General features: G+C 39.3%; 12 protein-coding genes and 1 pseudogene. All 13 read right to left on the bottom strand.

The window, feature by feature from the left end; translation table 11 throughout:
- Window positions 1-32: 32 nt before the first annotated feature.
- Window positions 33-1,163 carry a hypothetical protein gene (locus tag LJE11_RS12115; protein WP_008707661.1) on the bottom strand — a complete coding sequence of 377 codons (1,131 nt, stop codon included), beginning with the start codon at window positions 1,161-1,163 and terminating at the stop codon, window positions 33-35.
- A gap of 378 nt (window positions 1,164-1,541) precedes the next feature.
- Window positions 1,542-2,132 (bottom strand): cytidylate kinase-like family protein, encoded by a 591-nt coding sequence (locus LJE11_RS12110; RefSeq protein ID WP_008707663.1) that lies wholly within the window; start codon window positions 2,130-2,132, stop codon window positions 1,542-1,544.
- A 153-nt stretch (window positions 2,133-2,285) separates the two neighbouring features.
- Window positions 2,286-2,756, bottom strand: a complete 471-nt coding sequence (smpB, locus tag LJE11_RS12105) for an SsrA-binding protein SmpB (RefSeq protein ID WP_020993664.1) — start codon at window positions 2,754-2,756, stop codon at window positions 2,286-2,288.
- 23 nt (window positions 2,757-2,779) lie between these two features.
- Window positions 2,780-5,062, bottom strand: a complete 2,283-nt coding sequence (rnr, locus tag LJE11_RS12100; RefSeq protein ID WP_020993663.1) for a ribonuclease R — start codon at window positions 5,060-5,062, stop codon at window positions 2,780-2,782.
- Window positions 5,063-5,166: 104 nt separating this feature from the next.
- Entirely contained in the window at window positions 5,167-5,403 is a 237-nt protein-coding gene (secG, locus tag LJE11_RS12095; protein WP_008707669.1) for a preprotein translocase subunit SecG, read from the bottom strand.
- 87 nt (window positions 5,404-5,490) lie between these two features.
- Window positions 5,491-6,351, bottom strand: a pseudogene (gene eno / locus LJE11_RS12090) (phosphopyruvate hydratase); the annotation flags it as partial.
- Between the two features lie 46 nt (window positions 6,352-6,397).
- Entirely contained in the window at window positions 6,398-8,005 is a 1,608-nt protein-coding gene (locus tag LJE11_RS12085) for a recombinase family protein (protein ID WP_008707674.1), read from the bottom strand.
- The gene (locus LJE11_RS12080; RefSeq protein WP_227296035.1) at window positions 7,984-9,690 is read right to left on the bottom strand and encodes a recombinase family protein; all 1,707 of its coding nucleotides are present in this window, start codon (window positions 9,688-9,690) and stop codon (window positions 7,984-7,986) included. Before LJE11_RS12080 ends, LJE11_RS12085 begins: the two co-directional genes overlap by 22 nt.
- Window positions 9,691-9,713: 23 nt before the next feature.
- Window positions 9,714-11,351: a recombinase family protein gene (locus tag LJE11_RS12075; protein ID WP_020993661.1), complete on the bottom strand. Its 1,638-nt coding sequence runs from the start codon at window positions 11,349-11,351 to the stop codon at window positions 9,714-9,716.
- A gap of 138 nt (window positions 11,352-11,489) precedes the next feature.
- Window positions 11,490-11,756, bottom strand: coding sequence for a DUF6870 family protein (locus tag LJE11_RS12070; RefSeq protein WP_020993660.1), 267 nt, complete (start codon window positions 11,754-11,756; stop codon window positions 11,490-11,492).
- 56 nt (window positions 11,757-11,812) lie between these two features.
- A complete protein-coding gene (locus LJE11_RS12065) occupies window positions 11,813-12,178 on the bottom strand; it encodes a type II toxin-antitoxin system PemK/MazF family toxin (protein WP_008707680.1) in 366 nt (121 codons plus the stop codon).
- A gap of 150 nt (window positions 12,179-12,328) precedes the next feature.
- The gene (locus LJE11_RS12060; RefSeq protein WP_008707681.1) at window positions 12,329-12,511 is read right to left on the bottom strand and encodes a hypothetical protein; all 183 of its coding nucleotides are present in this window, start codon (window positions 12,509-12,511) and stop codon (window positions 12,329-12,331) included.
- A 242-nt stretch (window positions 12,512-12,753) separates the two neighbouring features.
- Window positions 12,754-13,227 (bottom strand): sigma factor-like helix-turn-helix DNA-binding protein, encoded by a 474-nt coding sequence (locus LJE11_RS12055; RefSeq protein WP_008707683.1) that lies wholly within the window; start codon window positions 13,225-13,227, stop codon window positions 12,754-12,756.
- Between the last annotated feature and the right edge of the window lie 444 nt (window positions 13,228-13,671).

Raw genomic sequence — 13,671 nt, 5'->3', positions numbered from 1 at the left:
AATACCTCCTCTGTTACATTCGTAGTTCTATTCTACCATATTCCGGCAACAATTTCATTACCATTTTCATCAACTGTTGTAGAAACTGTGAAATTGCTGTAATAATGGAATCCTGTTTTACCTGTCTCAGGATCATCCTCATAGCTGCTGCCCTGTGGAGAACCGCATGCGCCTTCCAGTGCATCCAGAGACTGACCGATATACTGTTCTGCTGTGGAAATCATATCGCCGCCATTTCCCGGATCATCGTTACTGCCCGGATCATCATTAGTACCCGGATCGTCTGAGTTTCCCCCATTGCCCGGATCATCTGAACTATCCCCGGTTCCATTGCCACTGTTATTATTCTGATCAGAACTGTTGTTACTATCTGTGGAATCAGAATCATCTGCAGAATTCTTATCACTGTCGTCTGTGGAATCTGATTCAGACTCACTGTCATCTGTAATTCCAAGACGTTCCTTTACCGCATCAAGCGTGGATACTTCTTTTGTTGATGTACCTGTCAGATATTTTGCATATGGGATCGCATCATCATCTGTGCCATCCATACATAACGTAATCTGCGAAATTGTTCCAAGCGGAATATCGCGGAAAAAGCATTCATTCGTGTCCTCATCAGTATATGCAATACGGATATCATAGGAAGCTGTACTCTTGTTGGATGTTGTCTGCGTATCTGATGTCTGTGTATCTGATGTCTGTGTACCTGATGTCTGTGTATCTGATGTCTGTGTACCTGATGTCTGTGTACCTGATGTCTGTGTATTTGCAGTCTGCATATAATATAGTGCCTTGTCCTTATCTGTCAGGGTAAACATTCCATTGATGAGATCATCTCCCCATCCTCCATCCTCGTCTGCATCATAATCCTCACTGTCTTCATCCACATGAGTCCGGATATAGAGTGACTGGATGTCATCCCCTGTATTATTTACAAACACAATCTTAGATGCTGTGGAAGTTTTCTCCCCCATTACATTCTTTATGTCTTCATCTGCTGTCTGCTGCATATCCACCATATCGACTGCCTTGGTTACTTCAGGAGTCGGGGTAGCTGTTACCTCTACAGGTGCTGTCTCTGTTGTCTTTTTCTTACCACATCCGGCAGCTGCCACTGTCATTACCAACAGACCTGCCAGTATTAAATAACGTTTCTTCATAATATATTCCCTCCTGCTATATGGAATATCTTTTTTCTTTTTAACAATGTCATTTTTTCAATTCCCTATTATTGCAGAGTATCGAAAACTTGTCAACTAAGCCTCTGCCGATTTCATACAATTTTAAGACTTTCAGATTTTTAAAATCTCTGCCTGCGGACGCATTCTTATGAAAAAATCACATTTTTCCTACTTCATATTATTGCACAAAAGGAAACGCTCACTGTAATCAGCGGATACTCACCAGAAAGGATGTTACTGTGACTTTCACTCGCAAAAAACACCTCGCGGAATATTACCAGTGAACAGTAACGAAAGGACTACCATGTTGCTCTGGCAGTCCTTTCTCATCTCTTTGTGGTCATATTTAATATATTTCTATTCTGCCAGCTTCATCAGAAGTTCCACGCATTCTTCCTCTGATAAAACCGAAGTATTCAGGCAGATATCATAATTTTCCATTTTTCCCCATTCATGTCCTGTATAAAAGTTATAATAATCTCTTCTCTGACGGTCTTTATATGCAATCCTGTCAAGTGCTTCCTCCTGAGAAATATGCTTATTTTTCTTAATCCGTTTAATACGGTCTTCCATATCAGATGCATAAATATACACGCGAAGCAGCTGATTATCATCCTTCAGAATCTGGTCTGCACATCTTCCCACAAAAATGCATGGACCTTCCTGTGCCAGGCGCTTCACTGTCTCTTTCTGCGCATGAAACATCTTCTCCGGAATCGTCAGGCGTTTTTTATCCTGCGATTCTTCTGACATCATTACTCCGATTGCATAAAGAAGACTGGTCTTGCCTTTAAATTCATTGATGATTTCCTGACTGATTCCATGCCTCTCTGCTTCCTTCGGCAAAAATTTACTGTCGTAACAGGGAACTCCCATTTTTTCTGAAAGCAAAGCTGCAATATATCTTCCACCGCTTCCATACTGTCTGCTGATCGTGATTGTTTTCATAGGGCACCACTCCTTTCAGCTCATCTGCCTGAAAATGAATTGTTATTTTTTTATCTATATGATAGATTATAAGAATTTTCGAATATTTTTGCAATATCCATTAATTTTTTCATAACATTTCACAATTTTGAGCCAAAGGATTTAGTAATATTATCAATATAGATTCTTAACCTTAAATTCACGCTCTGCTTCTCTTCTCTGGTCTTTCTTTGCGATATCCTGTCTCTTGTCATAAAGTTTCTTGCCTCGAGCCATTCCAATTTCCACTTTTACCAGACTGTCTTTGAAATAAACTTTCAGAGGTACTAAAGTTAACCCTTTTTCTTTGAGCTTTGCTTCAATCTTATTGATCTCATATCTGTGAAGCAGAAGCTTACGGATTCTCAACGGGTCTTTGTTGAAAATATTGCCTTTTTCATAAGGGCTGATATGCATTCCGTAGATGTAAACCTCTCCGTTCTCTACACGGATAAAGGATTCCTTGATGCTGCATTTGCCCATACGCAGGGATTTTACTTCTGTTCCTGCAAGGGCAATACCGGCTTCATAAGTATCTTCTATAAAATAATCATGAAATGCCTTTTTATTATTGGCAATCAGCTTCATTCCTTTTTTCTTTGCCATAATATCCTCCAAGCCATTTTTATTTAATTCTCTTCTTCATCATTCCAGATATCAGCAACCAGCTCAAAATCTACTGTTTTGAGCATTTTATCTGCATCTGCCACACGGACACAGACTTTATCTCCCAATTTGTAGACTTTCTTTGTCATCTCTCCGCGGAGTTCGTAGGTTTCCTGGTCGAAGATATAGTAGTCATCCCGCAGAGTGTTGACATGTACCAGACCTTCTACTGTATTTGGGAGTTCTACGTAAAGCCCCCATCCGGTAACGCCTGAGATAATTCCCTCGAATTCCTCTCCCAGATGGTAGGACATATATTCTGCTTTCTTCAGCTTGTCTGATTCACGTTCTGCCTCATCTGCACGGCGTTCACATACACTGGACTGTCTCGCAACTTCATCAAGGATTTCAGCATAGTGTTCGGTTCTGCCTTCACGCATCAGTCTGCCTCGTAAGTTATCCTTAATGATCCTGTGGATCTGCAGATCAGGGTATCTTCTGATCGGAGATGTAAAATGGCAGTAATATTTTGCTGCCAGTCCAAAGTGACCGCTGCATTCTGTTGTATATTTCGCCTGTTTCATGGAACGCAGCACCAGACGGCTGATCATTGCTTCATTCGGAAGCCCTTCGATACTTTCGATGATTTGCTGAATTTCTTTTGGAGTGATCTCTTCTTTTGCTTTCTGAATCTTCACACCCTGATTGTGAAGTAATGTCAGAAGACTCTCCACTTTCTCCGGATCCGGATTATCATGGGTTCTGTATACAAACGGAATCTCTTCTGTGCAGTATTCCTGTGCCACAGTCTCATTTGCCATCAGCATGAAATCTTCAATGATTTTGGTTGCCACATTTGCTTCATATGGCTTAACATCGATTGCTTTTCCTGCTGCATTAAGAATAATCTTGCTCTCCGGAAAATCAAAGTCAATGGAACCCCTGTGATGACGGCTGTTTCGTAAGATTCCGGACAGTTCTTTCATCATAAAGAACATCGGGATAAGTGCCTCATACCGTTTCTTTGCTTCTTCGTCTGTGTCCTCAAGAATATTCTTTACATCAGTATAGCACATTCTCTCATTTACGTTAATCACTGTTTCCGCGATCTGATGGGAAACTACCTTACCCTTTTCGTTAATGTCCATCAGGCAGCTCAACGCCAGTCTGTCCTCTCCCTGATTCAGAGAACAGATTCCATTGGAAAGACGTTCCGGCAACATTGGCACAACGCGGTCTGCCAGATAAACACTGGTTCCACGTTTCAGTGCTTCCCTGTCCAGAGCACTGTTGTACTGTACATAGTTGCTTACATCTGCGATATGGACTCCCAGATGGTAAATGTCCCCCTCTTTTGTCAGGGAAATCGCATCATCCAGGTCTTTGGCATCTTCGCCATCAATAGTGACTGTCTGCAGATGTCTCAGATCCAGTCTTCCATCTCTGTCTGCATCCAGCACATGATCCGGAACACGCTGAGCCTGCTTCATTACTTTCTCAGGAAATTCACTTGGGATTCCGAAGCTCTTGACGATTGCCAGGATATCTGTACCCGGTGTTCGGATATTTCCCAGATTCTCCTTAATTTTTCCTTCAGGATTCTTATTTCCGGAGCCATAATCTGTAATCACCACGATTACTTTATCACCATTTTTTATTCCTGCCGCTTCTTTTCTCGGAATGAAGATATCTTTGGAAAATTTCGGATTATCACTGATCACAAAACCGAAATCCCGATTTAACTGATAAGTTCCTACAATTTCAGGCATACCACGCTCCAGAACCTTCACAACTACGCCTTCCTGGCGTTTTCCCTCTTTTTTGTCATTTCTGATGATGATCCTTACTTTATCCTGATGCATAGCTGTTCCTGTATCACTTTCAGGAATAAAGATATCCTCATCCTGCCCTTCAATTTCTACGAAGCCGAAACCTTTGGGATGTCCGATGAAGGTTCCCTCAGCCTGGATTCCCTCCGGCTGCTCTTTTTTATTTTTATCTTTTTTATTTTTATCTTTCTTCTTTCTGCCATACTCTGATCCGTATTCTTCTCTTCGGTCATCGTAATAACGGTCATCTTTTTTCTTTTTCCATTTTCCTTTGACCTTTTCATATCTGCCCTTGCGGTCTACAGATACCTTTCCTTCCTCGCAAAGTTCGTCCAGAACATCATACAGCTCTCTTTTCTCTTCTTTTGAAAGTCTCAGAAGAGAAGAAATCTCGCGGAGTCTCATTGGCTGATAAATAGGATCTCCCATCAGTTCCAGGATAAACTTTTTTCTTCTGTCCATATCTTTTTTACTCATATTACTCCTCACAGCCTCCGCAGAGGACTTTTATCTGATTCAGCTCTTTATGACACAAAAAACACTCTTGCACATAACAAGAGTGTTTCAAATTTCTTTTCTGATTAACCAAGCATATTTAATGCTACAGAAATTACAAAAAATAAAATTCCCATAATAGTGGTTGCCTTAACAAGTCCGCCCTCCATGGAACGACCTTTGTTCTTACCCCAGTATGTTTCTGCTGCTCCGGCGATAGCACCAAGTCCCTGCTGCTTACCTTCCTGCATAAGAACTACTACTGTAAGAGCGATGCAATCTATTATGAAAATGACACTCAGAATGATCTTAATAATCTGCACTTCGTTACACCTCCTAATCAACTGAGTTTCATTGTAACATAGCCGGATGGGGATTTCAACCACAATTCAGAGTTTTTGTCAGGTTTCTTAACAATTTTTTTCATTTTCTTTAAAAGGATTTTCATACACTGCCAGTTCTCCCAATGCCTCATGGATACGAAGAAGCTGATTATATTTGGCATTTCGGTCCGAACGGCAGGGTGCACCTGTCTTAATCTGGCCGGCACCTGTGGCAACTGCCAGATCTGCGATAAATGAATCTTCCGATTCTCCTGATCTGTGAGAAATTACTGTCCTGTATCCCGCTTTCTGTGCCATTTCCACTGCATCCAATGCTTCTGAAAGTGTTCCTATCTGGTTTAATTTTATCAGAATGGCATTTGCCGCTCCCAGTTTGATACCACATGCAAGACGTTTGATATTCGTGACAAACAGATCATCACCTACGAGCTGTATTTTGTCTCCCAGTCTTTTTGTCATCTGTTTCCAGCCTTCCCAGTCATCTTCCTCAAGTCCATCTTCAATGGAAACAATCGGGAACTTCTCTGCAAGTTTTTCATAATATTCTATCATCTCGCCGGAATCCCTGAGAACTTCTTCCCCTTTCATTTTTCCTTCTCCGGGGAAAACATAAACGCCTCTTTCTTCATCGTACAGTTCACTTGCCGCAGCATCAATTGCAATGCTGATATCCTTTCCGGGTTCATACCCTGCCTTTTTTACTGCTTCCAGAATCACTTCCAGGACGCTTTCTGAATCGGAAAGATCCGGTGCGAAACCTCCCTCATCTCCGACTGCTGTTGACAGACCTTTTTGTTTCAGGATAATTCTGAGAAACTGGTATACTTCCGCACACATTCGAATCGCCTGCTCCATATTTTCCGCTCCCGTCGGCATAATCATGAATTCCTGTAAATCCACCGTATTGTCAGCGTGACGTCCCCCTTGTGTCAAGCTAATGACACAAAATTTTTGTAATTTGTCCATCATCACTTCAACTGCAGATTTTCTGCACCTGCTCTACATACTTCACCAGCTCATCAGCAAAATTCCATTCAATTTCTATTCGCTTATCATTATATACCTTGATACCACGAATAAAAGTTACTGCTATCTCTCTGGTTAATTGCTTATTTCCTTCGATCAGGTCTGTCAGGCACTGTCTGCCATCGGGCGGAAGTTCAAATAAACGTTCAGCCGCTTCACTCTGTTCTGTCTCCATTTGCGCTATCGCTAAGGTTTCTTTCTCAATTTGTTTATCCAGCTTGTCATTTTTTCTGGTGAACTCTTCTTCTGAGATTTCTTCCATTGCATATCGCATATATAGTTCAGTCTTCTGGTGCTTGTATCTGCTAATACTGTCTTTGGCATCCCGAATCTTTTTTGCAGCTCCATTCACTTTTGATTTTAATTCTGCTTTCTGTAATTCGAGTACCGGTTCAGCATCATCACTGATCTTTGCAAACAGCTTTATTGCCCTGAAAATCATCTCATTGAACTCGTCATCATATAAATTGTCTGTTACACAATCTTGATTTGCCACATTAAATTTCCTTGGGCACTTAAAGTGCGGATTGCATCTGGTTACATGCTGTAGATTCTGACCGCATCCCCCACATTTTACCAATCCTTTCAGCGGATAATTATTATTGTGGGTTTTGCTCCTCTTTCTGGAATTTAATTCCAACTTTTCCTGTACAGCATCAAACACCTCTTTAGAAACAATCGCTTCATGCGTACCCTCAACCACAATCCAGTCTTCTTCTTTTGTTTTCAAATGCTTATTACTTCCTACCGAAGCAACTTTCCACTTGCCGCCAATCGTAGTTCCCGTATACGTTTCTGTCATCAGTATCAGTCTTACAGTTACCGGATACCAGATATATTTTTCTGTTGTTTTCTTCACACCAGTTTTCAGAACTTCTCTTTTATATTGACCTGGACTCATAATTTTCTGCTCATTCAGGTAACGTGCCAGCTGAGTAATATTCATTCCATCAAGATATTTCTGAAATATCATCTTCACAACAGGCGCTGTCTCCGGATTAATCACGAGGCTGGTCACATCTTCATCAGGCTTCAAATATCCATACGGTGCTCTCGCTCCCATATATTTTCCAGCTTTCTGACGCTGTATCAAAGTTCTTTTTACTTTAACGGAAGTATCAATGCTATGATGTTCGTTAATAATATTTCTGAAACCAACATCAATTCCCGGCATACCAGATTCATATTTCATACTATCAACATTATCATTGATCGCTATGAATCTCACATTCATAAATGGAAAAATTTGTTCCAGATATGTGTCAACCTCTATATGATTCCTGCCGAATCGAGAAAGGTCTTTCACTATAATTGTGCTGACTTTTCCATCTCTTACTAATTCCATCATACTTTGAAATCCTGGGCGATCGAAATTCGTTCCACTATAGCCATCATCTTTGAATTCTAACACTTCCGTATTTTTGAACTCATTTTTACTGGCTATGTATTGCCCAATCACAATTCTCTGATTGGTAATACTATTGGATTCATCCAGCATATCCTCATCTTCCAGCGACAATCTTAAATACTTTACTATGCACTTACCATCTGACATCTGATCACCCCCTCCTCTAAAATTTCTGATAACGCCTGTATTTCATCTTGAAATTTAAATTCGATCTCTATACGTTTGTCTTCATATAAAGAGATTTTCTTTATATAAGAACGGACAACATCTTTTGTAAGGAATTCCAAATTCTTTCCTTTACTGAATTCAGCAAGCCACGAGAAGTTCTTTTTACACAATTTTTCTGTAATTTTTCTACTCTTCTCAATTTCTTTCTGTCTTGTAACCAGGTCTTTTTCGACCATAGTTATTCTTTCTGTCATACGATTATATGCATCCGTATCAATCTCGCCCGAAACATATTGCTCATATAATTCAAATCGTCTTGCTTCGTTCCTTTTATTGAGCTGAACAATCTTACTCTGTTCCCTGTTCAAATATTTTTGGAATGTTTCAAAATATTCATCATTAAAGCGTTTCAGTTGCGTTTTTAATTCACATACTGTTTTTAGCTGCATGATAAGTGCCCGATACACCAGTTCATCAATTACTTCTTCTTTCCAGCGATTACAGTTATATTTTTCCTTGGAAATTTTTGCGTAATTACCACAAATGAAATAGTAATTGTAATACAAAACACCATTCTTTTCGCTGTAATAGTATCTCCGAACCATATTAGCGCCACAGTCACCACAGTATATCAATCCAACATACTTATTATCCTGTTTTCCATGAGTCTGCATATTCGATAAATCTTTTTTGGGCAATGCTTTCTCCTGCTTTAATTTGATTACATTTTGTACTTTTTCAAATAATTCAGCACTCACTATAGCCTTATGGGTATTCACATGTTCAATCCATTCTTCTTTATCCAACATTACATTTTTTTCTTTTGTAAGAAGTGAGGTTCTTGTTTTATGTGAATAAGTATTTCCCAAATAGTGCCTATTTTCCGCAATCTGTTTAATTACAGATGATTGCCAATGCATATCCGTTTCGTCAATTCTATCCAAGAATAACTTCCCAGTTCTTGCGTATACCCTTGGCGAAGCCAGCAGCATGGTATTAAACTCTCTCGAAATTTTCAAATATGACTGCCCTGCAGCAAGTTTTTCAAATATTTCTACTACATACGGTGCAGTTAGAGGATCGGGAACCGTAGTAGATTTTCCTTTTTCATCTCTAGCTCTCTTATACCCATAAGGAGCATCTCCACCACAATATTCACCTGACTCCATCTTAATTTTCATAGCACTTGCCATCTTTACTGATGCATCTTTTGCATACATATCATTTGCAAGATTCGATATCATGATTCCCAGCATCTGATTGTCACATTCAGGACTGATACTGTCATAGTTATCATTCACTGATATAAAGCGTACTTGCATAAACGGAAATATTTTTTCCAGATATTTCGATACTTCTTCCAAATCTCGACCAAATCGTGATAAATCTTTTACTATGACCGTATTTATTTCTTTTGTTTTGATGTCACCTAGCATTCTCACAAAATCATCGCGATCAAATTTCGTACCTGATATACCGTCATCCTTATAAAACTTTACAACTTCAATATCCGGATGAGATTCTGCATATGAAAGAGCAATCAATTTCTGTGTTTCCAACGACTCTCTTTTTTCTCCGTTGTTATCTACAGATATTCTGGTATAAATACCGGCTTTCCAAACCTTCTGTGGTGATGCCTGTACGAATGTTTCAGCCTGTTTCATCTGGCGATTTCTTGTTCTTGCCATTATACAGCCACCTCCTGTTTTGTTTTTCCAATCTGTTCCGCCAGTCTTGCAGCTGTTACCAGCTCATCCTGGAATCTGTAAACAATCTCTATTTTTTTCCCTTCAAATACATTTATTTTTTCCACATATTGAAGAAGCATATCTCTGTCAAGATCTCCCAGAGATGGTTTCTCAAGAAATGTATTCACCCATTCTTCGCACAACAGCTTATTTTCCAGCAGATCTTCCATATATTCTTCCTGCTTTTCAATATTGCTTTCCAGACTTTTAATTTCTGTCTGATACCGCTCTCTAAGTAAAGTATAATCATCCTTGGAAATAACTCCTGATGCAAGATTTCCTGATAATGAATGTAACAACTTATAATATTTATTGACTTTGTTTCGTAATTCAAGTATCAGGTCATCATGCTGTATCAACGTCTGTGTATCCAAAGAGTTCTCTTTTAAATACTCTACTGCACTTCGTATGGCATCCGTCATCTTGCTGTACATTTTCAAAGAATCCATCACCAGTTGAATCAGCACATCTTCTCTAATGCTATGCCTGGAGCATTGATCCTTCTTTTTATTGTAAGAAGAACAGATATAAAAAACTGTCTTTTCTCCCTTGTAACTATTGGTTCGCCGAATCAGATTACTTCCACAGTCTCCACAGGATAATAACCCACCAAATAAATAAAGTCTGTTTTCTCCGGGAGCTATCCTTGTATCCTTCGCAAGTAACATCTGAACTGTTTCATATTCTTCTTTTGTAACGATACCTTCATGATGATTTTCAAAAATTACCCATTCTTCTTTTGGCAATGCCCTCTGCACTTTAACTTTATAGTTAATTCTTTGGGACTTTCCCTGCTGAAGCACTCCGTAGTAGATTGGATTTTTTAAGATACGGATAATTGCTACTGCTGACCACCTGGATGTCAAATGTGTCTGAAATGACGATTTGAAATTTACTCCGGTCGCACGTTTGTAATCAGCCGGTGCAAGAACTCCCAGTTCATTCAGTTTATCTGCAATCAGCTGATTGCTCATGCCCTCCATCTTCCAGGTAAAAATATCTCTTACATGCTTTGCAGCAACCGGATCAATTTCTATCTGACTTTTATCAGTATCACACTTTTTATACCCATATGACACGTAATTTCCCACATATTCTCCAATATTTCTTTTTGCACTCAAGTGGCTTCTTACTTTTTGAGAATTCTGTCTGCAATACGTGTCATTGACAAAGGATTTTACCGGTAATACAAGATGTGTATCGGTAATGTTTGCTGTTTCAGAATCATAATTATCATTGATTGCTATAAATCGTACTCCCAGTTGTGGAAATACTTTTTGAATATACCGATCAACATCTATATGCTCCCTACCAAATCGGGATAAATCTTTTACAATGATACAGTTGATTTCCTTATTTTCAATTGCTTTGAGCATTGCCTGAAAACCAGGTCGATTAAAATCTGTACCTGAAAAACCATCATCTTTAAATGTCTCAACAATAGTAATATCAGACGTCGATTTCATATAGTTATCAATCAAAATTGACTGATTTACAATAGATTCACTTTCAGCCTTATCTCCGTCCTCAATACTGAGACGAAGGTACTTGGCTGCTATCCAGATATTTTTTTTCATAAAAAACACTCCTATCCAAAGATTCTGCCAAAACAGAACCCTTAAATAGAAGTGCTCTATTCAAATTTAGTCCTGTTAGCATTATAGCACACTTCGTCTTCTGTGTGAATATGAAATTTTGTTGTTCCAGTTATTTCCTTACGCCAATCCAGCTTTCTTTGCTACAAGCTGTTTTGTACAATCTATATAGGAAAGGGAAGCTGCTGCATTAAAAACACTTTTTACGACATAGCCCATATCTTCATATACATACGGATTATCAGAGTGGTTAAGCAGCACCTCCATCTTATTATTTTTCCTGCTATCCAGCTCTGAAATCAAATCCTTGTACTTTGGCAAACTATCTCGGTCAATCTCTTTGATATCAACCGTTTTCAACGCTTCTAATCTTTCAACTGCTGTCATGGACATCGCCTCCTTTTCCTATAGTTACCATTATCGAAAATAAATATTCGTAACAGCTATGTAGTCTTCTCTTCCATTCCCATCTGAATCTGTACTGCTTTCAGTACCCGATCCAGGCTCCACTTGTTCACTCTTCCGCATTTCTCAATAATACATTTCGTAGAAATGCTCATAACCTGTTCAGCCAGTGCCAAACTTCCTTTTCGGATTCCCGTCATATCATATTTGCTGATAAATACATGTGTTGGCAAATACCGTTTCTTATATATTCTTGATGTCAGCGGAACTACCGTTATGACTGAACTGTATGTATTGGCTTTATTATTACTCACTACGATTACCGGTCTCACTCCACCCTGAACCGAAGTTGTCGGGAACATACCGAGATCCGCCCATAAGATATCGCCTCTTCGAATCGTCACTTGTCATCTCTCCAATCTTTTTTTATTTGTAAAGCATTCATAGCGCTATATTGGCTCCACAGGAATACGGCAGAGTTTCTTTCCCATAAGGAAAGCTCTGCCGCATAACCTCTATAGCCAATTTGATTATTAAACAGTGCTCGCTCGATTCTATTTATCCTCGATACCCCGAATCGTTACTCCCGCATATGCAGGAAGGGAATAATAACCTGCCCGGATGCATACTCCGGACCACAACCCGGAAACTCTCGTTTCCAGGCTCCAGCAGTTCATAGGTTTACCAGTTACAGACTTCTCAGGGTCTGCAAGTGTATCGCATCTCATATATGTCATCGCATCACCAGCCTGCCAGCTAGCTTCGGTCAGTGCTTTTTCGCAGCATTACGGACTGAACTAAAATCTTTGTTTTGTCTTATAATCCTATAGCGGCATCTTCCTCGTGCTCACTGTATGAAATGTCACATCAGTTATTATTGAATATTCAGTTATCATGGTTCATTTTAGGAAGTCCTTTAACTTCCTCTAATTACTAAAGTCAAATGACTTTGGCAGATGCAAAAGATTTTGAAAAATTTTTAAAAAAATTTATTCATATACATTTCACGCATCTTATTAAGAGTGGATTTCAGCTTGTATGACAGCATCTGTCTGGAAATCCCCATAATCTCCGCCATCTGTGTCTGTGTCTTGTTTTCAAAGAAAATGCCATAAATAATCATGCGTTCCTCTGAGTTCAGCTGATTGATCACTTTGTGAATATCCTGCTGTTCCATTTTTGTCAGTACACAGTGCTCCACATCACAGTTCAGATCTGGAAAATCCTCAATCATGAAGACTTCTCCATCAATGGACTGACCGCTGTAAGGTACCTCCCGCAGCATCTTATCCACGACCTCACCCAGTTCGTTCTTGATCTCAACTTTTTTTGCCTTGCTGCTTCTGTAAAAATTGTTCATCGCATACGCAACTTCTTTTGTAACTTCGATCATTTCTCCATCAATATTTGCGTAATACTTTCCTTCATAAAAATATGGGTGTTCAATATACATGTCCGTTCCTCCTGAATTTGAAATCTTGTTGCTCGTTTCAAATCCAGAAGGCGGACCTCTGTTTAGAATCATGCCTGCTCCGCCTTTATCCTGCCGGGATACGCCCGCAGTTATTGGCTGAAAAATTCAGGCACGAAAAAAAGCCCCAGTAGTTTTTTCTTAACTACTGAGGCTTTCGTCTCTTTCTTGTATTCAGTTATCTATGCCTTCTTTCATCAGCATAATCATTGTATCAGGATAAAGTTCACAAAGTATCCGCAATACGTTCCCATAAGTTCATGTCATTATTAGAATCGTACATATTTCAGTGTAAAAAGTTCACTATTCAAATTCTGATTATTTATAGTTAATATGTTCTATCAAAATGACTATTTTCTTTTTCATTATTTAATTTAACCTATTGTGCTACTTCAAATAGATTATGTGAAAACCTGTAAAACCGCA

Origin of the sequence: Blautia sp. DFI.1.216, from assembly GCF_020594215.1 — a bacterium.
In the GTDB taxonomy this organism is placed as follows: domain Bacteria; phylum Bacillota; class Clostridia; order Lachnospirales; family Lachnospiraceae; genus Blautia_A; species Blautia_A wexlerae.
Note: the sequence above shows the minus strand (reverse complement) of the source record. Positions and strands in the feature narration are given on the sequence as shown.

Excerpts from the sequence above, each read along its gene's own strand:
- LJE11_RS12115 (WP_008707661.1), bottom strand. The coding sequence starts at position 1,163 with ATGAAGAAACGTTATTTAATACTGGCAGGTCTGTTGGTAATGACAGTG.
- LJE11_RS12110 (WP_008707663.1), bottom strand. The coding sequence starts at position 2,132 with ATGAAAACAATCACGATCAGCAGACAGTATGGAAGCGGTGGAAGATAT.
- smpB (WP_020993664.1), bottom strand. The coding sequence starts at position 2,756 with ATGGCAAAGAAAAAAGGAATGAAGCTGATTGCCAATAATAAAAAGGCA.
- rnr (WP_020993663.1), bottom strand. The coding sequence starts at position 5,062 with ATGAGTAAAAAAGATATGGACAGAAGAAAAAAGTTTATCCTGGAACTG.
- LJE11_RS12085 (WP_008707674.1), bottom strand. The coding sequence starts at position 8,005 with ATGTCAGATGGTAAGTGCATAGTAAAGTATTTAAGATTGTCGCTGGAA.
- LJE11_RS12080 (WP_227296035.1), bottom strand. The coding sequence starts at position 9,690 with ATGAAACAGGCTGAAACATTCGTACAGGCATCACCACAGAAGGTTTGG.
- LJE11_RS12075 (WP_020993661.1), bottom strand. The coding sequence starts at position 11,351 with ATGAAAAAAAATATCTGGATAGCAGCCAAGTACCTTCGTCTCAGTATT.
- LJE11_RS12070 (WP_020993660.1), bottom strand. The coding sequence starts at position 11,756 with ATGACAGCAGTTGAAAGATTAGAAGCGTTGAAAACGGTTGATATCAAA.
- LJE11_RS12060 (WP_008707681.1), bottom strand. The coding sequence starts at position 12,511 with ATGACATATATGAGATGCGATACACTTGCAGACCCTGAGAAGTCTGTA.
- LJE11_RS12055 (WP_008707683.1), bottom strand. The coding sequence starts at position 13,227 with ATGTATATTGAACACCCATATTTTTATGAAGGAAAGTATTACGCAAAT.